At 55.6% G+C, this 24937-nt stretch carries 19 protein-coding genes; 7 read left to right on the top strand and 12 right to left on the bottom strand.

Annotated features, from left to right (window positions below; translation table 11 throughout):
* Positions 1–5: 5 nt before the first annotated feature.
* Positions 6–488, bottom strand: coding sequence for an acyl-CoA thioesterase (locus B0D71_RS18205; protein ID WP_007971685.1), 483 nt, complete (start codon positions 486–488; stop codon positions 6–8).
* A gap of 287 nt (positions 489–775) precedes the next feature.
* On the opposite strand from B0D71_RS18205, the gene B0D71_RS18200 reads away from it, so the two are divergent.
* Complete coding sequence (locus tag B0D71_RS18200) at positions 776–2539, top strand: cation:proton antiporter (protein WP_103395994.1); 1764 nt, start codon at positions 776–778, stop codon at positions 2537–2539.
* 22 nt (positions 2540–2561) lie between these two features.
* Here B0D71_RS18200 and B0D71_RS18195 read toward each other — a convergent pair whose 3' ends face one another.
* The 4 genes from B0D71_RS18195 to uvrD all read right to left on the bottom strand — a co-directional run bounded on the left by B0D71_RS18195 (position 2562) and on the right by uvrD (position 6923).
* Positions 2562–2969, bottom strand: coding sequence for an SMI1/KNR4 family protein (locus B0D71_RS18195; RefSeq protein ID WP_003187120.1), 408 nt, complete (start codon positions 2967–2969; stop codon positions 2562–2564).
* Between the two features lie 138 nt (positions 2970–3107).
* A complete protein-coding gene (locus B0D71_RS18190) occupies positions 3108–3986 on the bottom strand; it encodes a Tim44 domain-containing protein (RefSeq protein WP_103395993.1) in 879 nt (292 codons plus the stop codon).
* Positions 3987–4165: 179 nt separating this feature from the next.
* Entirely contained in the window at positions 4166–4606 is a 441-nt protein-coding gene (locus B0D71_RS18185; protein ID WP_103395992.1) for an EamA family transporter, read from the bottom strand.
* Positions 4607–4739: 133 nt separating this feature from the next.
* On the bottom strand, positions 4740–6923 hold the full coding sequence (gene uvrD / locus B0D71_RS18180) for a DNA helicase II (protein WP_103395991.1): 2184 nt from the start codon (positions 6921–6923) through the stop codon (positions 4740–4742).
* Positions 6924–7179: 256 nt separating this feature from the next.
* On the opposite strand from uvrD, the gene B0D71_RS18175 reads away from it, so the two are divergent.
* Positions 7180–10050, top strand: coding sequence for an EAL domain-containing protein (locus tag B0D71_RS18175; protein ID WP_103395990.1), 2871 nt, complete (start codon positions 7180–7182; stop codon positions 10048–10050).
* 60 nt (positions 10051–10110) lie between these two features.
* Here B0D71_RS18175 and B0D71_RS18170 read toward each other — a convergent pair whose 3' ends face one another.
* The 4 genes from B0D71_RS18170 to B0D71_RS31130 all read right to left on the bottom strand — a co-directional run bounded on the left by B0D71_RS18170 (position 10111) and on the right by B0D71_RS31130 (position 15718).
* Positions 10111–10425 (bottom strand): hypothetical protein, encoded by a 315-nt coding sequence (locus tag B0D71_RS18170; protein ID WP_103395989.1) that lies wholly within the window; start codon positions 10423–10425, stop codon positions 10111–10113.
* A 776-nt stretch (positions 10426–11201) separates the two neighbouring features.
* Positions 11202–11444 carry a DUF7336 domain-containing protein gene (locus B0D71_RS18165; protein ID WP_103395988.1) on the bottom strand — a complete coding sequence of 81 codons (243 nt, stop codon included), beginning with the start codon at positions 11442–11444 and terminating at the stop codon, positions 11202–11204.
* A gap of 24 nt (positions 11445–11468) precedes the next feature.
* The gene (locus tag B0D71_RS18160; RefSeq protein ID WP_103395987.1) at positions 11469–14183 is read right to left on the bottom strand and encodes an RHS repeat-associated core domain-containing protein; all 2715 of its coding nucleotides are present in this window, start codon (positions 14181–14183) and stop codon (positions 11469–11471) included.
* 17 nt (positions 14184–14200) lie between these two features.
* Positions 14201–15718, bottom strand: a complete 1518-nt coding sequence (locus tag B0D71_RS31130) for a DUF6531 domain-containing protein (protein ID WP_108724265.1) — start codon at positions 15716–15718, stop codon at positions 14201–14203.
* Positions 15719–16317: 599 nt separating this feature from the next.
* Between B0D71_RS31130 and hexR the strand changes: the two genes are divergently transcribed.
* Together hexR and B0D71_RS18150 are read left to right on the top strand one after the other, a co-directional pair.
* The gene (gene hexR, locus B0D71_RS18155) at positions 16318–17184 is read left to right on the top strand and encodes a transcriptional regulator HexR (protein ID WP_007954250.1); all 867 of its coding nucleotides are present in this window, start codon (positions 16318–16320) and stop codon (positions 17182–17184) included.
* Between the two features lie 225 nt (positions 17185–17409).
* Complete coding sequence (locus B0D71_RS18150) at positions 17410–17619, top strand: PA3496 family putative envelope integrity protein (RefSeq protein WP_085723603.1); 210 nt, start codon at positions 17410–17412, stop codon at positions 17617–17619.
* Here the strand turns inward: B0D71_RS18150 and B0D71_RS18145 are convergent.
* Positions 17561–18523 carry a LysR family transcriptional regulator gene (locus tag B0D71_RS18145; RefSeq protein ID WP_103395986.1) on the bottom strand — a complete coding sequence of 321 codons (963 nt, stop codon included), beginning with the start codon at positions 18521–18523 and terminating at the stop codon, positions 17561–17563. The two genes, B0D71_RS18150 and B0D71_RS18145, sit on opposite strands and share 59 nt — an antisense overlap.
* Before the next feature lie 191 nt (positions 18524–18714).
* Here B0D71_RS18145 and B0D71_RS18140 point away from each other — a divergent pair, with 191 nt between their 5' ends.
* Together B0D71_RS18140 and oadA are read left to right on the top strand one after the other, a co-directional pair.
* The gene (locus B0D71_RS18140; protein ID WP_103395985.1) at positions 18715–20130 is read left to right on the top strand and encodes an acetyl-CoA carboxylase biotin carboxylase subunit; all 1416 of its coding nucleotides are present in this window, start codon (positions 18715–18717) and stop codon (positions 20128–20130) included.
* 11 nt (positions 20131–20141) lie between these two features.
* Positions 20142–21950, top strand: a complete 1809-nt coding sequence (gene oadA, locus B0D71_RS18135) for a sodium-extruding oxaloacetate decarboxylase subunit alpha (RefSeq protein WP_103395984.1) — start codon at positions 20142–20144, stop codon at positions 21948–21950.
* Between the two features lie 311 nt (positions 21951–22261).
* Here the strand turns inward: oadA and B0D71_RS18130 are convergent, their stop codons facing one another.
* Together B0D71_RS18130 and B0D71_RS18125 are read right to left on the bottom strand one after the other, a co-directional pair.
* Positions 22262–23089, bottom strand: a complete 828-nt coding sequence (locus tag B0D71_RS18130) for an amino acid ABC transporter permease (protein ID WP_103395983.1) — start codon at positions 23087–23089, stop codon at positions 22262–22264.
* Positions 23086–23907, bottom strand: coding sequence for an ABC transporter substrate-binding protein (locus B0D71_RS18125; RefSeq protein WP_103395982.1), 822 nt, complete (start codon positions 23905–23907; stop codon positions 23086–23088). The genes B0D71_RS18130 and B0D71_RS18125 overlap by 4 nt, the downstream gene beginning before the upstream one ends.
* A 113-nt stretch (positions 23908–24020) precedes the next feature.
* Between B0D71_RS18125 and B0D71_RS18120 the strand changes: the two genes are divergently transcribed.
* Positions 24021–24920 (top strand): homocysteine S-methyltransferase family protein, encoded by a 900-nt coding sequence (locus B0D71_RS18120; protein ID WP_103395981.1) that lies wholly within the window; start codon positions 24021–24023, stop codon positions 24918–24920.
* Positions 24921–24937: the final 17 nt, after the last annotated feature.

The following is a 24937-nucleotide window of genomic DNA, read 5'->3' as shown; positions in this document are numbered from 1 at the left end:
ACAACTCAGGCGTCGCCCTTGATCTCCTGGTAACGCTTTTCCAGTTCCTGACGAATCTGCCGACGCTGCTGAGCCTGGATAAAGCGGCGCTTGCTCTCGCTATTGTCCGGTTGCAGCGGCGGTACCTGGGCAGGCTTACGTTGGTCATCCACCGCAACCATGGTGAAGAAGCAACTGTTGGTGTGGCGCACCGAGCGTTCGCGAATGTTCTCGGTCACCACTTTGATGCCCACCTCCATGGAGGTGTTGCCGGTGTAGTTCACCGAGGCGAGAAAGGTCACCAGTTCGCCGACATGGATCGGCTCGCGGAAAATAACCTGGTCTACCGACAGGGTCACCACATAGCGGCCGGCATAACGGCTGGCGCAGGCGTAGGCCACTTCGTCGAGGTATTTGAGCAGGGTGCCGCCGTGAACATTGCCAGAGAAGTTGGCCATGTCAGGGGTCATCAATACCGTCATCGACAGCTGGGCGTTTCCGGGTTCCATAGCATTCTCACGGGTCAAGGCCAGGTTTGAGGGATGCACCTCTGCGGGTGCCTCGGCGGTTTTTTTCAAACCAACAGTTATCGGGACGCCGGGTGCAGAGTCGCCGTCACGCCGGATCGATCTGTTTCCATATATTGCACCGCCTTTCTGCCAGAAGTCGCGGTGTTACCCTGCAAAAAGCCCCGTCATAAGGGCATTTCCTACGCGCAAAGCAGATTTTTACTCGACTCGATCAGTCCATTCCTGAGTCTGAGAATCGAGCAACGTTAATCAGGGAGCGGCTCGCCATGCATGCCATCAGTTTCATTCAGGATCTGGCAGTGATCATGTTGATCGCAGGCGTGGTAACCGTGGTTTTCCATCGCCTGAAACAACCGGTGGTGCTGGGCTACATCGTCGCCGGTTTCATCATTGGCCCGCACACCCCGCCATTCGGCCTGATCCATGACGAAGAAACCATCAAGACCCTGGCTGAACTCGGGGTGATTTTCCTGATGTTCTGCCTCGGCCTGGAGTTCAGCCTGCGCAAGTTGTTCAAGGTGGGGGCCACGGCATTCATCGCGGCGTTCCTGGAAATCGTGCTGATGATCTGGATCGGCTACGAAATTGGTCGCTGGTTCGACTGGAACACCATGGATTCACTGTTCCTCGGTGCGATCCTGGCGATTTCCTCGACCACCATTATCGTCAAGGCACTCAACGATCTGAAGTTGAAGAACGAGCGATTTGCACAGCTGATATTCGGTGTGCTGATCGTTGAAGACATTCTGGGTATCGGCATCATCGCGCTACTGTCCAGCATCGCCGTCAGCGGTACGGTCAGTTCCGGCGAAGTGTTTTCTACCGTGGGCAAACTGTCGCTGTTCATGATCGTCGCATTGGTTGTCGGCATTCTGATGGTGCCGCGGTTGCTGGCCTACGTGGCCAGATTCGACAGCAACGAAATGCTGCTGATTACCGTGCTGGGCCTGTGCTTCGGCTTCTGCCTGCTGGTGGTCAAGCTTGAATACAGCATGGTCCTCGGGGCGTTCCTGATCGGTGCGATCATGGCTGAATCCCGGCAACTGCTGAAAATCGAGCGCTTGATTGAACCGGTTCGCGATCTGTTCAGTGCGATTTTCTTTGTGGCCATCGGGTTGATGCTTGATCCGGCGATCCTGCTTCAGTACGCCTGGCCAATCGCCGTAATCACAGTAGCCGTGGTGCTCGGCAAGATGCTGTCTTGCGGCCTGGGGGCGTTTATCGCCGGTAATGACGGACGTACCTCGCTGCGGGTCGGGATGGGTCTTTCACAGATTGGCGAATTTTCTTTCATCATCGCGGCACTGGGCATGACGTTGCAGGTCACCAGTAACTTTTTGTACCCCGTGGCTGTGGCGGTATCGGTGATCACGACCTTGCTGACGCCTTATCTGATTCGCGCGGCTGATCCATTGTCGATCAAGCTCGCGGGCGTCATGCCAGAACGTCTGGGGCGAGTGTTGGGGATGTACGGTGAATGGCTGCGCAGCATCCAGCCTCAGGGGGAGGGGGCGTTGCTGGCTTCGATGATTAGAAGGATTTTGCTGCAGGTTGGGGTCAACCTGGCGTTGGTGATCGCGATCTTCTTCTCGGGCGCGTTCTTCGCCGAACGCATGTCAGCTTACTTGCAAGGCTGGATCAGCGATCCGAGCTGGCAGAAGGCATTGATCTGGGGTGGGGCGCTGTTGTTGTCGCTGCCTTTTTTGATTGCGGCGTACCGCAAGCTCAAAGCACTGTCGATGTTGCTGGCGGAAATGGGCGTCAAGCCAGAGATGGCCGGGCGTCACACACAGCGAGTGCGCCGGGTAATCGCCGAAGTGATTCCGATCCTGTCGCTGCTGGTGATCTTTTTGCTGTTGGCAGCCTTGTCGGCCAGTATTCTGCCGACCAACAAGTTGCTGGTATTGATCGCCGTGGTCGCGGCCGCCGTGGCGGCTCTGCTATGGCGCTGGTTCATTCGTGTACATACGCGGATGCAGGTGGCGTTGCTGGAAACCCTCGACAATCACAAGGAGTCGTCCGGGCATTGACCACCCTGCGGCGTTGACTGGATCAACTTTCCAGCCAGACGTCGCGTGCCCAGTGCCATACCGACTCCCAGGTTTCTTCGGCGATCAGCTCTTCTTCGGCCTGCCAAAGCACTACGGTGCCGTCCTCTTCGACGCAATAGTAGTCGTCACCGTCCTGGCAAATCGGGATCAGGCTACGATCGACGCCGGCATCCCAGGCGTTGGCGGCAACGTCGGGCAGGTAGGTGTGGGATTGCGGGTCAGTCACTGTGACCGGTTCCAGGCTACCGTAGACCACGTCGCTGACGGTCAGCAGAAACTCTCTGAAGACAAACGGAATGTCGATGAACAGTTGCTCTTCGATTTCTACCAGCAGATCTTCGTCAGGCAATTCCAAGGGGACCGGTACCGGTTCGTTGGCTTCACGCAGTTGTTCGATGATTTCTTCCACGTCCGGGATCCTCTTGCTTGTATGGCGCGGTTTATATGGGGCGGTTTATACAGTAGCTCGCTATAGATGCAACCGCGAAATAGAAAACCCCGGCCGAGGCCGGGGTTTTTATTGCAGCAAGTGAAACGTGGGGAGTAATCAGCCGTTCTGGCGGATACCTGCCACCAGCCAAGGCTGGTTTTCGCCCTGTGCACGTTCCATGTTCCAGCTTTCGCTGAAGACTTCGCCCTGGTCGAAACGCGAGGTTTTCGACAGGCCGGTGAAGGTCAGGGTGGCGATGGTCTTGTCGGCGCGATCGTCCACGCCGTCCAGTTGTACATTGAGGTTATCAATGTAGGTGGACTGGAAACCATCGCCCAGGTCGGCACGCTCACGCTTGAGGAACTCCAGCATTTGCGGGGTCACGAACTCGGCGATCTTGTCCATTTCGTTGGCGTCCCAGTGCTGTTGCAGGGACTGGAAGTGATTGCGCGCCGCTTCGACGAAGTTTCTTTCGTTGAACCAGGCTGGAGCGTTGATCACTGGACGAGCGGCAACAGGCGCTGCCGAACCACCGAAGATCGAACCGCCGGCAGGCTTTTGTTCAAACGCCTCGCGTTGCATCGGCGCGTGGCCGGCTGGAGCGTAGTGCTCCTGCTGCTTGCGACGACGGGCGGCGATAAAGCGGAAGACCAGGAACGCAATGACGGCCATGATCAGGATGTCGAAGATCTGCATGCCCTGGAAGCCATCACCCATGAACATGGATGCCAGCAGGCCACCGGCGGCGATACCGGCCAGAGGGCCGAGCCAGCGCGAAGCGCCACCGGCCTTGGCGGCGGCGCCAGCGGCACCGGCAGCACCAGCGGTCGCCGCGGCGCCGCCCATGCCTGGGGAAGAAGGAGCCATCTGGCTGGTCTGGTGCGTCGGCGCAGCGCCGGCGCTTTTGCCACCACCGAAGCGCTTGGCGGCATTGACGTCGAGACTCATCGTCAGGCCAATGCACAACGCCATGGCGATGCTAAGAAAACGTTTCATAAAGGGAATTCCCATTTGTGGAAGGCACGCGCGCCATGTTGCACAGCTGAAGTGTTACTGGCTAGCGGCAGAGTGTTTCGGGCTTTTGCCTGACAGGTCGTGTTCAGCTTCAGTCAGTGCAATAGGGCCTTTTGACTTTGATATGTCAGATGAGTGGACAGGGTCTGTAGGACGGTCGCCTAGCGTCGCAGGGACAGCATGACTACCCCGGCCGTGATCAGGCCGATTCCGCCCCATTGACGCAGGTCGAGTTTTTCACCCAGCAGGACAACGCCAAGAACAGCCACCAGCACCACGCTGAGTTTGTCTACTGGGGCAACCAGTGACGCCGGACCGACCTTGAGTGCGCGGAAATAGCAGATCCACGATGCACCGGTGGCCAGGCCCGACAACAGCAAGAACAGGTAGCTCTTCGCAGAGATCGATCCTAATGACTGATATTGGCCCGTGGCGTACAAAATCAAGGCCAGGCTGACCAATACCACTATTGTGCGTAGCAGGGTGGCGAAGTCGGCGTTGACGTTTTCGATGCCGACTTTGGCGAAAATGGCGGTCATTGCCGCGAATGCCGCCGATAGCAGGGCCCAGAATGTCCAGGAGGAAAAAAAGCCTGAGCCCATCTCATGGCTCCTTCGGTCAGATCAACCTGTGGGAGCGGGCTTGCCCGCGATGAGCCCGAGAACGCGGCGCGGTGCCAGGCTTGCCGCGTTATCGTTGACGACCATCGCGAGCAAGCTCGCTCCTACAGAAAAGCTAGATTGCTTCCAGTTTCGCATACCCCAGCATCAACCATTTGCTGCCTTCGCTGAAGTTCACCTGCACCCGGGCCTGGGCCCCGGCGCCTTCGAAGTTGAGGATCACGCCATCGCCGAACACCGAGTGGCGGACAGTCTGGCCGAGGCTGAAACCGGTCTGTGGAATTTCGCTGCCGCTGAACAGGCTGCTGCCACTCATCGACTGGTTGCCACCAAACGGACGGCTGACGCTGTTGGACAACCGTACTTCCTGAATCAGGCCTTTGGGCACTTCGCGTACGAAACGCGACACCTTGTTGTAGGTCTCGCTGCCATACAGGCGCCGGGTTTCGGCATAGGTCATCACCAGGTTTTGCATGGCCCGGGTGATGCCGACGTAGGCCAGACGACGTTCTTCCTCAAGGCGGCCAGGTTCTTCCAGGCTCATCTTGTGCGGGAACAGTCCTTCCTCCATGCCCACCAGGAACACGTAAGGGAACTCCAGGCCTTTGGCGCTGTGCAGGGTCATCAGTTGGATGCTGTCTTCGTGCTCGTCGGCCTGGGTATCGCCGGCTTCCAGCGACGCGTGACCGAGGAACGCTGCCAAGGGCGTCAGGTCCTCGTCTTCTTCGCTGTTTTCGAAGTTGCGCGCAGCGCTGACCAGTTCCTCAAGGTTTTCTACCCGGGCCTGGCCTTTCTCGCCTTTTTCCGCTTCGTGATAGGCGATCAGCCCCGACTGCTCGATGACGGTCTGGGTCATCAGGTGCAGCGGCATTTCCATGCACTTGGCGGCGAGATTCTCGATCAGCTCGATAAACGCGCCCAAGGCGCCGGCCGCACGACCGGTCAGGCCTTTGTTGGCCACCAGTTGGCGCATCGCTTCCCACATCGACACATCGCTGTGGCGCGCATGGTCGCGGATCGCTTCGACGGTTTTCTCGCCGATGCCACGGGCCGGTACGTTGATGACCCGTTCAAGCGCGGCATCGTTACCACGGCCTTCGAGCAACCGCAGGTAAGCCATGGCATTTTTGATTTCGGCGCGTTCGAAGAAGCGCTGGCCGCCATAGATACGGTATGGAATGCGCTCGCGCAGCAAGGCTTCTTCCAGTACCCGCGATTGGGCGTTGGAGCGATACAAAATCGCGATATCGCTGCGAGACAAGCCGGTTTTCAGCGCACTTTCGATGGTTTCCACCACGTAGCGTGCTTCGTCGTGTTCGTTGAAAGCGGCGTACAGGTTGATCGCTTCGCCGTCGCCGCCGTCTGTCCACAGCTCTTTGCCCAGGCGCCCGGTGTTGTTGGCGATCAAGGCATTGGCAGCCTTGAGGATGCCGGCGGTAGAGCGATAGTTTTGCTCCAGGCGAATGGTTTCGGCGTCCGGGAAGTCTTCGGAATACTGGTAGATATTCTCGATTTTCGCGCCACGCCAGCCGTAGATCGACTGGTCATCGTCGCCCACCACCATCAGGCTGTCACCGCCCTTGGCCAGCAGGCGCAGCCAGGCGTATTGCACGGCGTTGGTGTCCTGGAACTCGTCCACCAGGATGTGCCGGAAGCGTTTTTGATAGTGAGCAAGCAGGCCCGGGTGATCGCGCCACAAATCGAGGGCGCGCAACAGCAATTCGGAGAAGTCGATGACGCCGGCGCGCAAGCAGGCGGCCTCGTAGGCCTCATAGATGCCGCGCATGGTCGCCAGGAACAGGTCACCACTGGCTTGAATGTGTTGTGGACGCAGGCCTTCGTCTTTCTGGCCATTGATGAACCATTGGGCCTGACGGGCCGGCCAGCGCTGTTCGTCCAGGCCGAGCTCGCGGATCACCCGCTTGACCAGCCGTTGCTGGTCATCGCTGTCGAGAATCTGGAAGGTCTGGCTTAAGCCCGCTTCCTGCCAGTGCGCCCGCAACAAGCGGTGCGCCAGGCCGTGGAATGTGCCGACCCACATGCCGGCCGGGTTGATACCCATCAACTGCTCGATGCGCTGGCGCATCTCGGCAGCTGCCTTGTTGGTGAAAGTCACCGACAGGATGGAGTGGGGCGAGGCGTTTTCGACCTGGATCAGCCAGGCGATACGGTGCACCAGCACTCGGGTTTTACCGGAACCAGCACCGGCCAGGACCAACTGACGACCCACGGGGGCCGCTACGGCCTGGCGTTGGGCATCGTTGAGAGAGTTCAGCAGAAGGGAGAGATCATCGCGCATCGGGGCATTCTAGGGGGCCGCGACACACCGGGCAAACCCCGCTTCGCTTTAACCGATGAAAGTTATGCGAAGGACGACCGGTCAGTCATCGGCTGCAGGCGTTGGCGGAGCTTGCCTTCAGCATTTTCAGTGGCGTCGGCGGCTGAAAAATTTGGCGATTTATTGATCAGCAGCAGTTTGGTCCGGGCAATTGCTTGTGTATGCTCCGAGCAGTTTCGGGCACATGCTCATCATTATAAGAACAAGAACATCGCCTATGACCCTCAGCTTCGACCTGTCGGGCCCCACTGTGGAGCCCCGGGTGATCCGTAAACAGTACGCCATGGAAATGGCGGTCGAACGCACGCGCCTGCTGTATCAAGGCTCGCTGCTGCCCACGTTGTTCATGCTGATCAATGGCCTGGTCTGTGCCGGTTTGCTCTGGAGCCCGCAGCGCTATTTCCTGGTCAGTGTCTGGCTGGTGTGGTTGTTGTCTTTGGTGGCATTGCGGGTGATTCAGGTCGCAGCCTTCGATTCGGCCATTCCCAATCGTCAGGCCCACCCCATTTGGCGACGGATGTTTTGGCTGGGCTCCGGCCTCACCGGTCTGACCCTTGCCGGTGCCGGCATCGCCCTGGTTCCCGCCGACAACTTCATTCAGCAAGCCTGGGTCTTCGGTCTCATCGGTGCTGCTGCGCTCTCAGCCAGCGTGGCTTATGCGGTCAGTTTGCCGGCCTTTCTGTCTTTCACCTTGCCCTGCCTGTTGCCGGCCATCGCCTATATGTTTTTTGGGGAGGACGAACAGCAGCAGGGTTGGGGCTGGTTCGGGCTGATCCTGCTCGGTGCATTGAGCGTGGTTGCCTGGCAGGTCAATCGATTGATCGATCGGGGCTTGATGCGCCGCTTTCAGAATCAGGCACTGATCGAGCATCTGCAACAGGCGCAAAACTGCAGTGATCAGCTCAATCAAAAGCTGGCCAAGGAGATTGAACAGCGCCGACGCGCCGACAACGAATTGCGAGAGATACAGGTCGACCTGGAAAACCGCGTTGCTCAACGCAGCCTGGAACTGGACGCCGCCAACCAGGCGCTGAGCAAGAGCGAGGCACGCCTGGCGCTGGCATTGAAGGCCAGCGAGCTGGGGTTGTGGGACTGGAATCTGCAAACCGACGAAGTCCATCACACGCAGATTCAGGAATTGTTCGGTCTGGAGCCGGAGCAGGTCACGGCGCTACTGCGCCACCTCAAGCCGCGTCTTCACCCCGAGGATCTTCCTGCGCTGAAAAGGGCGCTGGTCGAGCATTTGAAGGGCCGTACCGAGGACTATCAAATCGAGTATCGCGTGCGCCATGGCGACGGCCACTGGGTCTGGATCGAGGACCGCGGGAGGGCGGTCGAGCGTGCCGAAAACGGCAGGGTGATTCGCATGGTTGGTACTCGTCGCGACATCAGTGTCAGCAAAGGTCTGGAAGAGCAGCGGCAACTGGCGGCGACCGTGTTCGAGGCGGCCAGCGAGGGGATCGTGATTTTCGATCCGAACTACGCCCTGATCGCGATCAATCAAGCCTTCAGTCGGGTGACCGGTTATGACATCGAGGACATGATTGGGCGCAATGTCGTTGAGCTGCCATGCAGTCGTGATGCGCGTCGGCATTACGCCGCCATACATCAGGCGCTGGAGCAGGAAGGCAGTTGGCAGGGCGAATTGGTGGAAACCCGCAAGAACGGCGAGATGTATCCGCAATGGCTGCAACTGAATGCTGTGCGCGATACGCGGGGAAATGTGAGCCATATTGTGGGCTTCTTCGCTGATCTCTCCGCTCGTCGAGAGTCCGAAGAGCGCATGCGTTATCTGACCCATTACGACGAGCTTACCGGCCTGGCCAACCGCGCGATGTTTCGCGAACGTCTCAGCGAGGCTCATCAGCGAGTGCGACAGGGCGGGTATCGTAGCCTGGCGTTGCTGCACATCAATCTCGATCGGTTCAAGCAACTCAACGACAGCCTGGGGCATGAAGTCGCCGACCAGTTGTTGCAGAAAATGGCCCGGCGACTGGTCAATGCATTGCCTGAAGCAGACACCATCGCGCGCCTTTCCGGTGATGAGTTTGCCGTGCTGTTCAACTCCTACGGCAACCTTTCCAGCCTGGCCCGGGTGGCGACTCGTCTGGCGAGCAAGTTGCGTTTGCCGGTGACCATTGACGGGCATGAGCTGGTGGTCAGTGCATCGATGGGGATCAGCTTGTTGCCGGAGAGCGCGCGGGAAATTTCCGCGTTGGTCAGTCAATCGAACATGGCCATGCAGCACGCCAAACATTTGGGTGGCAACAACTTCCAGTTCTACACCGACAGCCTGCAAGCCAGCACACTGGAACGTTTGCAACTGGAAAACCAACTGCGTAAAGCCATCGAAGAGAAGCAGTTGAAGGTGTTCTACCAACCCAAGCTGTGCCTCGCCACCGGCAAGCTGAATGCTGCCGAGGCGCTGGTGCGCTGGGATCATCCGACCATGGGGCGCGTGCCGCCGGGGGACTTCATCGGTCTGGCTGAAGAAACCGGATTGATCGGCCCGATCGGTGAGTTCGTGCTGCGTCAGGCCTGCTGGCAAGCCTGTGAGTGGCAACGGCAGGGGCTTGAAGCGATTCGGGTGTCGGTCAATCTGTCGGTGCATCAATTGCGCCAGGGCAAACTCGTCAGCCTGGTGCGTCAAGTGCTGGAAGAAACCGGGCTGGAGCCACGCTACCTGGAGCTGGAGCTAACCGAAAGTCAGTTGCTGGACAGCGTGGAACACATCATCGCGACTTTCCAGCAGTTGCGTGATCTCGGGGTGAAACTGGCGATCGATGATTTTGGCACCGGGTATTCGTCTTTGAGCTACCTCAAACGCATTCCGGTGGACTACGTGAAGATCGACCAGGCGTTTATCCGCGGATTGGGCGAGGGCACCGAAGATGCCGCGATCACCCGGGCGATCATTGCCATGGCCCATGGCTTGTCGCTGAAGGTCGTCGCGGAAGGGGTGGAACACCAGGAGCAGCTTGAGTTTCTCAAGGCTGAGCGCTGCGATGAGGTGCAAGGTTATCTGATCAGTCGGCCGGTCGAGGCGCGGTTCCTGGCTGTTCTGCTGCGAGAGAATGGTGTGGATTGACCGAAATGGCTTCCCGTCAGACCATGGCGGTCTGACGAGAAGTTTGCAGCAGGTAGTTCTTTAATCGGTGATCAGTACTTTATCAATATGGTGCAGTAACTTTCCTTCGAAAAAGATACTGACACCGGTGACGCTGGATGGCCCCATTTTTTTATATTCGACGAACTTGTCTGTCAGGACTTGCAATGCAATTTCGTGGGTTGTTTCAAGTTCCAGGTCGAGTCGCAAATCAAAAGACTTGTCCTGTATCTCGCTCATTACCAGCCTCGGCGTAATGCCAGAGTTGTTAACGGTTACCGTGCCAAATGTGCGGAAAGAAGCCGCGCCGGGCATGCGGTCAATTTGTGCGGTCCAGTCTTTGGTTGTAATGGTCATAGTTAAGTTAGTTGCTTCCTGCGCAATCAATTTACCAAGCCTGACTGGATTGTGAATAATAAGTTAGAGCGATCTTGTAAGATTGTGTTGATCGATTACAGAGCTATGGATATCTTGATATCCACCATGTAATATAAGCTTCTAGGTAATTGTTTGGCCATGAAATATATCTCTTTCCCTGGTAATTGGTTGCGTGCCTGACTGTTATCGCTTTCGACGAGTTTTCTGGATACAGGTTGAATATCGAGTCTGTTGATGTAGGGAAGAAGGTTATAGATGACAATCTTCCGTTAATGAAACTAAGCTGGGCGGTTCCAATAATTTGATCATCATTTATTCTGTAGTTGTCTATTTCAAATATTTGTAGATGAAATTTTGCCCTAAGTAATCTGCCACTTTGCCTAGTGTTTTCGATCAGAACAGGATCATAGCCATTCGACTTAAGATGTTTCAAAGCGTGATCAACTAAACTGCAACTGTTTATTTGGTTTGCTAGCGACGGTGAGGCCTCTTTGCAGGCACGCTCAATGTCCACCGGTTTTTGATATTTGATCATAATGGCCGTAAAAAATATAAGCGTCAAAACGACCAATGTTGATTTTGTTGCCTTGGTCTTGAAATTAATGGTATGCACCCAAAGAGCTTTCCTTCATCATTAATTCTCTATTGATTAGGTTGCAAATTGCATCAGTGTTCATGAGATACTAGACCTTCCGCTAGTTTTTACGGTAGGTTTGAAATTTTTTTACCTGCTTCAGCGATGTATAGATCATGGTTCATTTGCTTTTAATATCGTTACTTGGCATATAGGTAAAAAAACCATCTGTCCAATGGTCTTTGCCTAGCTGATAGCTTTCAATAAAGAAGCCATCCTGGGTCTCAGAGAATCCAGCCTTAAGACATGCTCTTTTTACAGCTTCCTCAGCCGATTCCTGAGAGTCATAGACGCCGATAAATTTAATATCTTCATTGCCGCTTGGTAGCTCATGCGTGTGCGTGACTATATAAACAATGCTCATACTGCGATCTCCACAATTAAATGGTTACTCGAATGCACGATCCCCCCACTTCCTTATTTTATTATGCTCCGATGCCGGCCCCTTGTCGTAATCATTTTTACCATATTTTGCTCCTAAAAGCCGATCGGCAAAATCTTTTCCAGATTCACCTTTAAGTGGTCTCTCACCTTTCGCCCAACTGGGTATATCTTTTGCCCCATCTTTTCCGGAAAGACCCGCCACTGGTTTTTTCTTCTCAGCATCCGTTCCAGACTCATTGAATAAATTGGTGCCAAGATACCAACTCAGACCTGCACCTACGCCGGCACCAATCGCCCCTCCAATGGCAGTTCCTACTCCAGGGCATAAAACTGTACCACCCGCCGCGCCAACTTCGATACCTGCTATCAGAAGAGCATTTTGCCCGGTCGGATCAATGTACTTAAGGGGATTTCCATTTGCGTAGGAATAGGTGTTTAGACCGCCATTCAATCCAATAGGATCACTTTGGATGTAGCGGCCAGTTTCTGGCTCATAATCACGACGGTAGTTATAGTATAACCCGCTCTCAATATCGTAATACTGACCGGGAAAACGGAGGTTAACGGTCAGCTCACCGCCGGCTTTTCCAATGCCAAAAGCGTCGGATTCCCACTGCCACACTACATCCTGCTCGGTGTTTGTTGCGATGCGTGGCGTATTGAGGTGGTCGCTGTGAAGATAAAACAGAGTGCTATTGGAAAGCAGCCCGGTCTTATCGTAATTCACGCTTACGCCACCCAAAGGCAAGCCTTCGAGCCAGATATAAAACTGACTCGTAAGTTTCGTACCGTGGGTGTCAAATAGTGATTCGCCCAGCAATTCACCACCAAGCCCATAGAGAAATGTTGTTACGCCTTGCGGGGTGATTTTCTGAGTTCGTTGACCTAAAGCGTTGTAGTGGAATTGAGCCAGTATTACCCCGTCAATCTCCACTGTGCTTAGACGATTTTGTTCATCGTATGAGAGTTGGCGATCAGAGTGGTCTTTGATCAGGTTGCCAACATCATCGGTGGCCATCAGATGTTCGTCTATTTTGATCAAGCGATTGTTGCTGGCGCCATATTCGTAGGTCGTGACAGCACTATTTTGTACGTTGCCTTCGACTAGAGTAGAAAGGATTTTTTTGGTTCGATTGCCTACGGCATCATAAGTAAAGGCTTGCTTTCTAGTGACATTTGCTTCTTCTGTCAGGCGGTCGAGCGCGTCATAACTATAACTCAGTTCACCGAGCGAGCCATCTTTAACCTTAGTGATGCTTCCGATGGCATCATAGGTAAAAGTTGTACTCCAGCCAGCGACGGATTGTGCCGTTAGCTGATAATCCAGATCGTAAGTACGTCGAAGCGTAGTCCCGTTGTTCCAGGTCAGACTCTTGAGTGGACCGAAAGGTAAATACGTAATGTCGCTGACTAAGGTCGCGGTCTCCTCTGTGTCGCGCCGAATTTGTACTTGATTGACCTGACCGGTGGAGTCGCGCAGATAAACCACGCTAAAACCTGTCGGATAGTCGATGCGATTGAGGCGATTGGCCGCATCGTACCCATAACCCACGTTATCCAGGCGATTTGCTTTATTCTCTTGTGGTGCATGCAATTTGGCTGTGAGGTTGCCTTGTGCGTCATAGACATAATTCTGTGTGCCGTTGGTATCTTCCACAGCAGTTAGTCGACCGACACCTTTATTGCCGGTAATAATGGAGTCGTAGTGGAACCGAGTATCCAGCTCTGGTTTTGCCGGATAGCGGCGGTCGGTCAAACGATTGAGGGCATCGTAGGTGAAAGATGTGATTACGCCGCGTGCGTCTGTCTTTTGGATGATGTTGCCAGCTGTGTCATATTTATAGGTGCTGGTTCCGCTGTCAGGGCTGTCTATCATCGTCAGATTACCTAGCCCATCATATTGATATCGAGTTTTAACTTCGCGCGGGTCAGTGACTTGCGTGAGGTTATCTTGGGCGTCGTATTCAAACCGGGTGATTCCGCTTAGCGGGTCAGTATTCTTTACAAATCGGTCGAGTGAGTCATAGGATCCGGTATGTATGTAATTATTTTGGTTGGTTGAGGAAGTCGGATTATCATTCAAGTCATACCGAGTGCTACTGATTTGGCCAGCAGCTCCCACAGACTTCAGCAAGCGACCGAGCTCGTCATATACCATTCGATGTAGCTTGGTTAGATTACCCTCACTATCACTTAATCGTATGGCTGTGCGGTTTCCCATTGGATCGAGATCAAATTCGATTTTCTCCTCAAGGCTGTTAGTTATACGTATTAGCCGCCTTGCGTCATCCCAGGTGTAAGTCAACCAGCTATTATCGCCTTGGATCGTCTTGATAATGTCACCTACAGCATTGTATTCGAAGCGGGTGACACCGTTGGACGTGTCCACTGATGTTACCCAACCTTGTGACGAATAGTTCAAGGTTGTGGCGACCCCATTTGGGTCAACTATAGTTTGTGGATTACCAAAATAGTCGTAATCCGAAAACTCGGTGATGTGGCCGAGTGCATTAATGACGCGTGCCAACTTTCCTTTCGAATCATATTCGTAGTGGGTGGTGTCGTTCACATCGGTTCGGGGTCCATTCGACGATTCGATGAGTCCCGCAGCGTTGTAGATGAAAGACCAGTTGCGCTCTGCGGCTTGCGTGAGTGCGGCGGAAAAAATGGTGCCTAGGGCGAGCACAAACAGCCTGGCCCGAAATATCGATTTGTTCATGATCAGATCCTTCTGAATCAGCGTGGTGTCACGGAACGGGTGAGTTGTCTTCCATAATCGTCGTAAGTGTATTGTGTGATCCGGCCTGGCTCTGTCACGGTAACCGGTAAAAATAATGAGGGGTGCCACTCTGTAGATATTGTTCGCGCTTGAGGTGTTCCGCTGGCTTGTGTACGAGAAGACTCCAGGCTGCGATCATTGTAAGTGTAAGTCGTAATATTTCCCTTGTTATCTGTCTGTGTCTCAAGTAAGCCGCGCTCATCGTAAGTAAAAGTTGAATTGCTACTTGGACAACTAGGGGTGGGTTTGCCTTCAATAGCGGTAATGCGCTTGGCACCGTAAATGTACTTAAAATAATATTTGGTTTTTTTACCTAGTTCATTTGTCACGGTCGTTGAGCTGTCTACGTTGTAGCTAATCAGCACCTTCCCTGCACCATTGGCGTGCTCACTGGAGATGGCGCGCCCTTGCTCATCATAGGCCCAGGTTGCGAATAACATATCGCGCTCGTCGATGATTGCAGTTAGAAGCCTGCTGTCTCTTGGGTCTTCGTAAACATATTTTCTTTTGTAATAGTTGTCAGGGTAAGTGCGAGTCACGGATATCAGCTGTCGATAGTTGTTGTACTTGTAGTCAATTTGGAGGTTTTTCGCGATGAGTTTTTTGGGTTGCTTTTTGTTGTCTTCTGATATTCGTATCGATGTACCATACGCGTCGATAACTACTATTTCATCTTCGGTGTAGCTTATTAGTTGCGAAATCCCCTGTTTTATAATTTTTGAAAGTCGACCAAAATTATCGAACTCATAAATAAAATTTTCGGGTGAATGATAGCTCCAGTTGTTTTGATGTTTTGTTAGTACCCCAAATTCTGGTTGTTTTGGAGTGTAAGTGTCTCCTGTTTTTTCGAAGATGAGTTTTTTACCGTCGGTTTGAATAAGGGTAGTGAGATTTGATTCTATAATAATCCGGGAGGAGTAATTATGAATCCATAAGCCATTTGCGCTGTTGTAAAATCTTGAAAATTCAATTTGATTAGATTGATGATTACGAGGGGCGAAATCAGTTTCTGATTGGATTTTGTACCCAGTTAAGAAATCTATTGGGTTTCCGGTGATGCTTGATGGGCAACTATTATTTATCGCTTGGGCCTCACACTGCCCTGTCAAATTGTTAAATTCTTTTTCGGGGGGGCAAGAGCTACCTTTTCTTTCGACAAAATACAGATCTTGATCGGTTGCATCCTTGGGGTCATTTTGTACGGGGCATATCCAAATGTTATCATTTGGGAGGTCATCATCATACCACCACCTATCTTCCTCAGAAAGAGGCCTGGCGGGCAGATAAAATGCATAGTATTGGAAATTATAGTCGAAACCCCATCTACAAGCTGATTCCGGCGATGAGTGCTTTCCCTGTATTTGTGGATCGAATAGTTGTGCGGGAAATTGCCATGTGTATTCTTCTGCTAACGAAGCCTGATGTAAAAAAATTTCTAATAATAAAACAGTAGCGATGAATTTATTTGCACGCATGGTTAGGATCTTCCTTGATCGTTGTGTCGGACGGCTTGATAGCTTCCAATCTGTTTGTAATCTACTTTTTGTGAAAAAAGCAAGATTTGAAATATGATGGCTTACTTGTTTTTGAGTGGCGTGAAGATGGTTAGTTACACGATGGAGTAATGCTCCAATATTTTTTCTAACTTTGCATTCTGAGACAATACTTGTTCGTTCCTATAACGCTTGCTATAGCCCACGGGTTAGTGTTGAAAGAGCTTGTAGCAGTTGAGCTATTGAAGGCCGAACAATGAAATGAAATGAGATGTAGAGGAAACTCGCTACGGGACCGGCTAAGGCAGTCGGGCTGCTTTGCTTCACTCCGACGTACATTCTTAATTGCCGCTAACAAAACTGCATTAAGCCTTGACGGGGCTTCAGGGGGGCATAAAGCAATGACTGGTCGGCAATCGATCATAGCCTGCGCGAACTGCTACACAGTGTATGTCTCGCCAAAATAGGGAGGTAGCAAGGCAGTTCAGTTACGCATTGAGGAGGCAAAAAGCCGATTCATGTAGTATAACTACAAGCGTGCTACATCCCCGGCACCTGCCAATAACAAAGAGTCCAGCCCTTTGAATCTGCTGCAACACATCGCCCAGTCTCGCCACCTGTTACGCAAGTCGGAGCTCAAGGTCGCCGACCACGTGCTGCTTGATCCTGCGGCCGTGATGCACAGCTCCATGGCCGACCTGGCCCACAGCGTGGGTATCAGTGAACCGACCATCGTGCGTTTTTGCCGTGCCATCGGTTGTTCCGGCTTTCAGGACCTGAAGCTGAAGCTGGCCCAGAGCCTGGCGGCGGGTGCGAGTTTTGGCCAGTTTGCGATCCATGAAGACGATTCGGTCGCCGACTACAGCCTGAAAATCTTCGACACCACCCTGCATACGCTGATGGAGGTTCGCGAGAAGCTCGATCCGCTGGAACTGCAGCGGGCGGTGACGCTGATGTCCCAGGCCCAGCGTGTCGAATTCTACGGCTTTGGCGCCTCGGGTGCGGTCGCGGCGGATGCGCAACACAAATTCTTCCGCTTGCTGCTCACCGCAGCGGCGTACTCCGACCCGCACATGCAGGCGATGTCGGCGGTGACATTGAAGCCGACTGACGTGGCCATCTGCATTTCCCAGTCGGGTCGCTCCAAGGACCTGCTGATCACCGCCAACCTGGTGCGCGAAAGCGGCGCCTCGTTGATCACCTTGTGCCCGAGTCAGACGCCATTGGCCGAGCTGTCTACGGTCAATCTGGCGATCGACGTGCATGAAGACACTGAAATCTATACGCCGCTGACGTCGCGTATCGCCCACCTGGTGGTGATCGATGTGCTGGCGATGGGCGTGGCCATGGCGCGTGGCCCGAGCCTGGTCAACCACCTCAAGAGCGTCAAGCGCAGCCTGCGCAGCTTGCGGTTGTCGCCCAAGTCGGTGAAGGCGCTGGACGACTGATCTAAAGACCGACACGGACTCTGTGGCGAGGGGGCTTGCCCCCGTTCGACTGCGCAGCAGGCGCAAAATACTCCGGGCCGCTGCGCGACCCAGCGGGGGCAAGCCCCCTCGCCACAGGAATGGTGTCGCCTGACAAACATTCATCGGTCTGTAACCATCGAGCCGCCAAACCGTCATCCCCCGCGCCTATCTTGAAACTCCCGTACTCGCCTTGGGAGACTCGAAATGGCCATGCCCTACGAAGAACGCAACAGCGCTGTCAAAACCCGTCGTCAGCAAGAAGATCAGCGCCGCATGGAATTCCGTCGCGCCATTGAAGATCGCTGCGAACGCCGTCAGCTTCTGGCCGAGATTGGCGATTTTCCAGAGCTGGAACTCAACTTCTGGCAGACGTCTCCCGTAGCTTCCCGTCGAAACGCTCAACCAGCGCGCTGATCTGAATCCGTTCGCTACGGATAAACGCCAGGAAGGCGTGAGCCACCGGTGACAGGCGCTTTGCCTTGGCCTGCACCAGGCACCAGCTACGGAATAGCGGCAGTTCTTCGACCGGCAATTCGATCAGCCCGCCGGTCGCCAACTCAAGGTTCAGGGCGTGACGCGTCAGCAGCGCAACGCCCAGACCTGCCAGCACACATTCTCGCTGAGCTTCTGCGGACGAGACTTCCTGAGTCTGGTTGAAGTGCACGCGCTTCTCTTTGAAGTATTCTTCGCACGCAAGCCGCGTCCCGGAGCCCGGCTCACGCAGCAGCAATGTGTAGGGCTCGAGGTCCTGCAAGCGCAGCGGCCCCATGTGACACAGTGGGTGATCCGGTGGCGCCACGGCGACGATCGGGTTGTTCAGGAACGGCAGGAATTCCAGGCCCATGTCCTGCGGAACCATGGACATGATCACCAGGTCGTCGCGGTTGTCCGACAGGCGCCGGATCACCTGGCCGCGATTGACCACCGTCAGTTGCAGGTTCACTTCCGGATGCTGGCGTTTGAAGGCGGCAAACAGATGCGGCACGAAATACTTGGCGCTGGATTCAATCGCCAGTTTCAGTTGCCCCTGCAATGAGCCCTGCATATCCGACAACTGCATGTCGAGGTTTTCCAGGCGCCCGAAAATGTCCCGGCTGGCTCGCTGTAACGCTTCAGCTGCTTCGGTCATGTAGAGTTTTTTGCCGACGTAATCGAACAAGGGCTGGCCAATCAGCTCCTCAAGTTGACGAATCTGCAGGCTGACGGCCGGTTGTGTGAGCGACATTTCTTCGGCTGCGCGGCTGTAGGAGCGCAAATCACAGACCTCGTTGAAGATTTGCAATTGCCGCAAAGTCATACGCATCAATGACTTACGCATTATCTGGTCGCTCTCGTCGCTGGCTGGAGCATCAACTATAAGTCTTTACTTATGCATGACCCAATTTTTATTCATTTTTGTTAATCCCTTGTGGGCGCTAGTGTGGGCCTGCGACTAAATTGAAACATTTGGTCACGCGTCGACCTGGGTTTAGCAGGTCGTGGGTGCCACCGGCTCAAGGGAAACTCCAAGTGATAACAAAGATCCTGATCGCCAACCGTGGTGAGATTGCCGTACGAATCGTACGTGCCTGCGCCGAAATGGGCATTCGCTCGGTCGCGATCTATTCCGACGCCGACCGCCATGCCCTGCATGTGAAGCGTGCGGACGAGGCCCACAGCATTGGTGCCGAGCCGCTGGCCGGTTACCTGAACCCGCGCAAGCTGGTGAACCTGGCTGTGGAAACCGGTTGCGATGCACTGCACCCGGGCTATGGCTTCCTTTCGGAAAACGCCGAACTGGCGGAGATCTGCGCCGAACGCGGGATCAAATTCATTGGTCCATCGGCTGAAGTCATTCGCCGCATGGGTGACAAGACCGAAGCCCGTCGCAGCATGATCAAGGCTGGCGTGCCGGTCACTCCGGGCACCGAAGGCAACGTGTCGGGCATCGAAGAAGCCCTGATCGAAGGCGATCGCATCGGCTACCCAGTGATGCTCAAGGCTACTTCCGGTGGTGGCGGTCGCGGTATTCGTCGCTGCAACAGCCGTGAAGAACTCGAACAGGCTTTCCCGCGGGTCATTTCCGAAGCCACCAAGGCTTTCGGTTCCGCGGAAGTGTTCCTGGAAAAATGCATCGTCAACCCGAAGCACATCGAAGCGCAGATCCTCGGCGACAGCTTCGGCAACGTGGTGCACCTGTTCGAGCGTGACTGCTCGATCCAGCGCCGCAACCAGAAGCTGATCGAGATCGCCCCGAGCCCGCAACTGACCCCGGAACAGCGCGCCTACATCGGCGACCTGTCCGTGCGTGCGGCCAAGGCCGTGGGTTACGAGAACGCCGGCACCGTGGAGTTTCTGCTCGCCGAGGGCGAGGTGTACTTCATGGAGATGAACACCCGGGTGCAGGTGGAACACACCATCACCGAAGAAATCACCGGTATCGACATTGTCCGTGAGCAGATTCGCATTGCCTCCGGCCTGCCGCTTTCGGTGAAACAGGAAGACATCCAGCACCGTGGTTTCGCCCTGCAATTCCGGATCAACGCCGAAGACCCGAAAAACAACTTCCTGCCGAGCTTTGGCAAGATCACCCGTTACTACGCACCCGGCGGTCCCGGCGTACGTACCGACACGGCGATCTACACCGGCTACACCATTCCGCCGTTCTACGACTCCATGTGTCTGAAACTGGTGGTGTGGGCGCTGACCTGGGAAGAGGCGATGGACCGTGGCTTGCGCGCCCTGGACGACATGCGTCTGCAAGGGGTCAAGACCACCGCCGCGTACTACCAGGAAATCCTGCGTAATCCGGAATTCCGTAGCGGCCAGTTCAATACCAGCTTCGTTGAAAGCCACCCTGAACTGACCAACTACTCGATCAAGCGCAAACCCGAAGAGCTGGCCCTGGCCATCGCCGCCGCCATCGCCGCCCACGCAGGCCTGTGAGGAATAGAACAATGAGCAAGCAAATCCACGTTACCGACACTATCCTGCGCGACGCCCATCAATCGTTGCTCGCGACCCGCATGCGCACCGAAGACATGCTGCCGATCTGCGACAAGCTCGACAAAGTCGGCTACTGGTCGCTGGAATGCTGGGGCGGCGCGACCTTCGACGCCTGCGTACGTTTCCTGAAAGAAGACCCGTGGGAGCGTCTGCGCCAACTGCGCGCCGCGCTGCCTAACACCCGCCTGCAAATGCTGTTGCGCGGCCAGAACCTGCTGGGCTACCGCCACTACAGCGACGACGTGGTCAAAGCCTTCGTCGCCAAGGCCGCGGTCAACGGCATCGACGTGTTCCGCATCTTCGACGCCATGAACGACGTGCGTAACCTGCGCGTGGCCATCGAGGCGGTGAAAGCCGCCGGCAAACACGCCCAGGGCACCATCGCCTACACCACCAGCCCGGTGCACACCATCGACGCGTTCGTGGCGCAAGCCAAGCAGATGGAAGCGATGGGTTGCGACTCGGTTGCGATCAAGGACATGGCTGGCCTGCTGACCCCGTACGCCACCGGTGAACTGGTCAAGGCACTGAAAGCCGAGCAATCGCTGCCCGTGTTCATCCACTCTCATGACACCGCTGGTCTGGCTGCAATGTGCCAGATGAAGGCCATCGAAAACGGCGCCGACCACATCGACACCGCGATCTCCAGCTTCGCCTGGGGCACCAGCCACCCGGGTACCGAGTCGATGGTCGCCGCCCTGAAAGGCAGCGAGTTCGACACCGGCCTGAACCTGGAGCTGCTGCAAGAGATCGGCCTGTACTTCTACGCCGTGCGCAAGAAGTACCACCAGTTTGAAAGCGAATTCACCGCCGTCGACACCCGTGTTCAAGTCAACCAGGTACCGGGCGGGATGATTTCCAACCTGGCCAACCAGTTGAAAGAGCAGGGCGCACTCAATCGCATGAGCGAAGTGCTGGCCGAAATTCCGCGGGTTCGCGAAGACCTCGGCTTCCCGCCGCTGGTGACCCCGACGTCGCAGATCGTCGGCACCCAGGCGTTCTTCAACGTGCTGGCCGGCGAGCGCTACAAGACCATCACCAACGAAGTGAAGCTGTACCTGCAAGGCGGCTACGGCAAGGCGCCTGGCACCGTGAACGAACAACTTCGTCGCCAGGCCATTGGCAGCGAAGAAGTGATCGACGTTCGCCCCGCTGATTTGCTCAAGCCGGAAATGGCCAAGCTGCGCGCGGACATCGGTGCACTGGCCAAGTCCGAAGAAGACGTGCTGACCTTCGCCATGTTCCCGGACATCGGCCGCAAGTTCCTCGAAGAGCGTGCGGCTGGAACCCTGACACCTGAAGTTCTGTTGCCGATTCCGGAAGCAGGCAAGGTTGCTTCGGCGGGCGGCGAAGGTGTGCCGACCGAGTTCGTCATCGACGTTCACGGCGAAACCTACCGCGTCGACATCACCGGCGTAGGCGTCAAGGCTGAAGGCAAGCGTCACTTCTACCTGTCCATCGACGGCATGCCGGAAGAAGTGGTGTTCGAACCGCTCAACGAATTCGTCGGCGGCGGCAGCAGCAAGCGCAAGCAAGCCTCTGCACCAGGTCACGTCAGCACCACCATGCCGGGCAACATCGTCGATGTACTGGTCAAGGAAGGCGACACCGTCAAGGCTGGTCAGGCTGTGCTGATCACCGAAGCGATGAAGATGGAAACCGAAGTCCAGGCGGCCATCGCTGGCAAAGTCACCGCCATTCACGTGGCCAAGGGCGACCGGGTGAACCCGGGCGAAATCCTGATCGAGATCGAAGGCTGAGTTAACAGCCTCGATACAACGCTTTATACCTCGGGGGAGCATGTGCTCCCCTTTTTTTTGGTTCTTCACGCATTCCCGGGAAACTGTAGGAGCCGGCTTGCCGGCGATGGACTCAAGTGCGCCGCGTTTATCCAGTTCACGCGCGTTATCGTAAACGACCATCGCTGCGATGCGGCGACCCGACAAGCCAGCTCCTACAAGGGACCGCGTCCGAGTCGACAATGAAGCGGCCTCCAAACCAGTGAAGGCCAAACAAAGGTTCGCGTTGTTAGCCGAGTCGTTTTTAGGGTGTCACCACGTCTTAAGTGAACTCATCGGTTATGCAAATACGCCTTCCCGTAGTGTCGCTCCATCCTTGCCTGAACCAGCTCCAATCCAATCGACATCACCCAATAAATCACCGCCGCGGCCGTTAGCATCTCGATGTACCGATAGCTCGACCGCCCATACGATTGCGCCAAAAACATCACTTCCCAAACCCCCATCACTGAGATCAGCGACGAGTCCTTGAGCATGGAGATGAACTGGTTGGTGGCCGGCGGGATGATGGTGCGCATGGCTTGGGGCAGGGTGACGCGCCAGAAAATCACGGTTTCGCGCATGCCCAGGGCCAGTGACGCTTCCCGTTGGCCGTGGGAAACGCCGAGGATGCCGGCGCGGAAGATTTCGCTCAGGTAGGCGCCGTAGTTCAGCGACAGGGCGATGATCCCGGCCGCGATGGCGCCCGGTACGACGCCCAGTTGCGGCAGGCCGAGGTAGATCAGCAGAATCTGGATCAGCAATGGTGTGCCGCGAAAGAACGAGGCGTAGAAACTGGCGATGCCGAACGCCACGGCGCTTTTCGACAGCCGCCCCAAGGCGGTGATGAAACCCAGCAGCGACGAGGCGACTATTGAGCACAGGCACAGAAACAACGTCAGCGCCGCGCCTTGCAGAAAGCCGTTGGGCGCCAGGTGCAGGCCAACGAGGTTGGGCAGTTTGTCGAGGATGATCGAGAACTTCAGGTCGAAGCTCAGGAAGAAACTGGCGAACAATCCGAGCATCGCCGCCCAGGTCAAGTACAGCCGCGTGCGGAAACCGAAGATCCGTTGCAGCCGTGACTCAGCCGGCGGCTGGGGAGGTTTGGGGAAAGAAGTCATTTACTGATATCAGCGCCGATCCATTTTTGCGAGAGCTTGCTCAGTGTGCCGTCCTGTTTCAACTGGGCGAAGACTTCACGTACTTTGCCGTCCCACTGGGCGTCGCCCTTTTCAATGGCTACCGAGTTCGGTTCTGAGTACAGCGGGTCGCCGGCCAGTTTGAAACGTTTATCTTCGTTCAGGCGCGGTTGCGCGGTCACCAGGTTGGTGAGAATCGCGTCCAGTCGAACCCCGGCGCCCAGGCCCAGGTCCTGGAAGGCGACGTTGTCGGTGTCATACGGGGCGATCTGCACGTCTTCGAACGGGTACTGCAATTTCGTGTCTTCGGCGCCTTCGATCACCAGGTTTTTGTTCAGGTAGCTTTCGTAGCTGGAGGCGCTGGTGAGGCCGACTTTCTTGCCGCTCAGGTCCTTGGCGTTGTGGATGCGTTCATCCTTGGCATTGACCACGATCACCGCCGGCGAGGCGTAGTACTCGACCGGGAAATCGAAGACTTCGGCGCGGGCCTTGCTTGGGGTCATGGAGCAGATGCAGATGTCGTAACGACCGCTCCAGCGGCCAGCGGCAATCACGTCCCAGGATGGGGTTTCGAGGCGCAGCTTCACACCCAGTTTCTCGGCCACGGCTTTGGCCACATCAACGTCAAAACCGTCGAGTTGGTTCTGGTCGTTGAGGAACGAGAACGGTGGATAACTTTCCATCAATACGCCCACCAGTTCTTTCTTTTGTTCGACGCGATCCAGCGTGGCGCCGCCAAAGGCTTGGGTGGAAGCAGCCAGAATCGTCAGGCCCAGGGCCAGTAGTGGTTGAAATTTCACAGTCGATCCCTGATAAAAAAATGGTTGTTATTAAACGAATGGTGCGTATTAAATAGTTATAACAATGACTCTGATAGTGAGTTTTTTTTCATAAGCTTATGAGTGGAAAGCATATGGGCGCAGGAAGCACAGTGATTCTGGATGGCGGCATGGGCCGTGAGCTGCAACGCCGAGGGGCACCATTCAGGCAGCCAGAGTGGTCGGCGCTAGCCTTGAGCGAAGCACCGCAAGCGGTAGAAGCGGTGCACACGGCTTATATCGAAAGCGGTGCGAATGTGATCACCAGCAACAGTTACGCGGTGGTGCCATTCCATATTGGCGAAGAGCGTTTTGCCGCTGAAGGTCAGGCCCTCGCGGCCTTGGCCGGTGAGCTGGCGCGACGTGCGGTCGATGCGGCCGGTAAACCGGTGCGCGTGGCAGGTTCATTGCCTCCGCTGTTTGGCTCTTATCGTCCGGACCTGTTCGACGCCGAACGTGTCACTGAATTGCTGGCGCCACTCGTGAAAGGGCTCGCGCCGCATGTTGACCTATGGCTGGCGGAAACCCAGAGCTCGGTCGTCGAGGCACGAGCGATCCACGCCGGTCTGCCGAAGGACGGCAAGCCGTTCTGGCTGTCATTTACGTTGAAGGATGAAGACACCGACGAAGTGCCGCGTTTGCGTTCCGGCGAGCCAGTGGCCGAGGCGGCGGCAGCCGCGGTTGAGCTGGGCGTCGAGACGTTGCTGTTCAACTGCAGCCAGCCGGAGGTGATAGGCGCGGCGATTGATGCGGCGCGGGAAACGTTTGAGCGGTTGGGGGTGAGCATTCAAATCGGCGCGTACGCCAATGCCTTCCCGCCACAACCGAAAGAGGCGACGGCTAACGATGGGCTGGACCCGTTGCGCGACGATCTCGATCCGCCGGGTTACCTGCAATGGGCGGCGGATTGGCAGAAGCGTGGGGCGAGCCATTTGGGTGGGTGCTGCGGGATCGGGCCGGAGCATATTGAGGTGCTTGCCCAGAAATTGGCGTGAAGCCATCCGCGAGCAGG

Source organism: Pseudomonas laurylsulfativorans, assembly GCF_002906155.1.
GTDB classification, from domain to species: domain Bacteria; phylum Pseudomonadota; class Gammaproteobacteria; order Pseudomonadales; family Pseudomonadaceae; genus Aquipseudomonas; species Aquipseudomonas laurylsulfativorans.
This window is presented reverse-complemented; position numbering and strand designations above follow the sequence as displayed.

Excerpts from the sequence above, each read along its gene's own strand:
- B0D71_RS18150 (WP_085723603.1), top strand. The coding sequence starts at position 17,410 with ATGGCCATGCCCTACGAAGAACGCAACAGCGCTGTCAAAACCCGTCGT.
- B0D71_RS18190 (WP_103395993.1), bottom strand. The coding sequence starts at position 3,986 with ATGAAACGTTTTCTTAGCATCGCCATGGCGTTGTGCATTGGCCTGACG.
- B0D71_RS18145 (WP_103395986.1), bottom strand. The coding sequence starts at position 18,523 with ATGCGTAAGTCATTGATGCGTATGACTTTGCGGCAATTGCAAATCTTC.
- B0D71_RS31130 (WP_108724265.1), bottom strand. The coding sequence starts at position 15,718 with ATGCGTGCAAATAAATTCATCGCTACTGTTTTATTATTAGAAATTTTT.
- B0D71_RS18170 (WP_103395989.1), bottom strand. The coding sequence starts at position 10,425 with ATGACCATTACAACCAAAGACTGGACCGCACAAATTGACCGCATGCCC.
- B0D71_RS18130 (WP_103395983.1), bottom strand. The coding sequence starts at position 23,089 with ATGACTTCTTTCCCCAAACCTCCCCAGCCGCCGGCTGAGTCACGGCTG.
- B0D71_RS18165 (WP_103395988.1), bottom strand. The coding sequence starts at position 11,444 with ATGAGCATTGTTTATATAGTCACGCACACGCATGAGCTACCAAGCGGC.
- B0D71_RS18200 (WP_103395994.1), top strand. The coding sequence starts at position 776 with ATGCATGCCATCAGTTTCATTCAGGATCTGGCAGTGATCATGTTGATC.
- B0D71_RS18160 (WP_103395987.1), bottom strand. The coding sequence starts at position 14,183 with ATGAACAAATCGATATTTCGGGCCAGGCTGTTTGTGCTCGCCCTAGGC.
- uvrD (WP_103395991.1), bottom strand. The coding sequence starts at position 6,923 with ATGCGCGATGATCTCTCCCTTCTGCTGAACTCTCTCAACGATGCCCAA.
- oadA (WP_103395984.1), top strand. The coding sequence starts at position 20,142 with ATGAGCAAGCAAATCCACGTTACCGACACTATCCTGCGCGACGCCCAT.
- B0D71_RS18175 (WP_103395990.1), top strand. The coding sequence starts at position 7,180 with ATGACCCTCAGCTTCGACCTGTCGGGCCCCACTGTGGAGCCCCGGGTG.
- B0D71_RS18120 (WP_103395981.1), top strand. The coding sequence starts at position 24,021 with ATGGGCGCAGGAAGCACAGTGATTCTGGATGGCGGCATGGGCCGTGAG.
- B0D71_RS18185 (WP_103395992.1), bottom strand. The coding sequence starts at position 4,606 with ATGGGCTCAGGCTTTTTTTCCTCCTGGACATTCTGGGCCCTGCTATCG.
- B0D71_RS18205 (WP_007971685.1), bottom strand. The coding sequence starts at position 488 with ATGGAACCCGGAAACGCCCAGCTGTCGATGACGGTATTGATGACCCCT.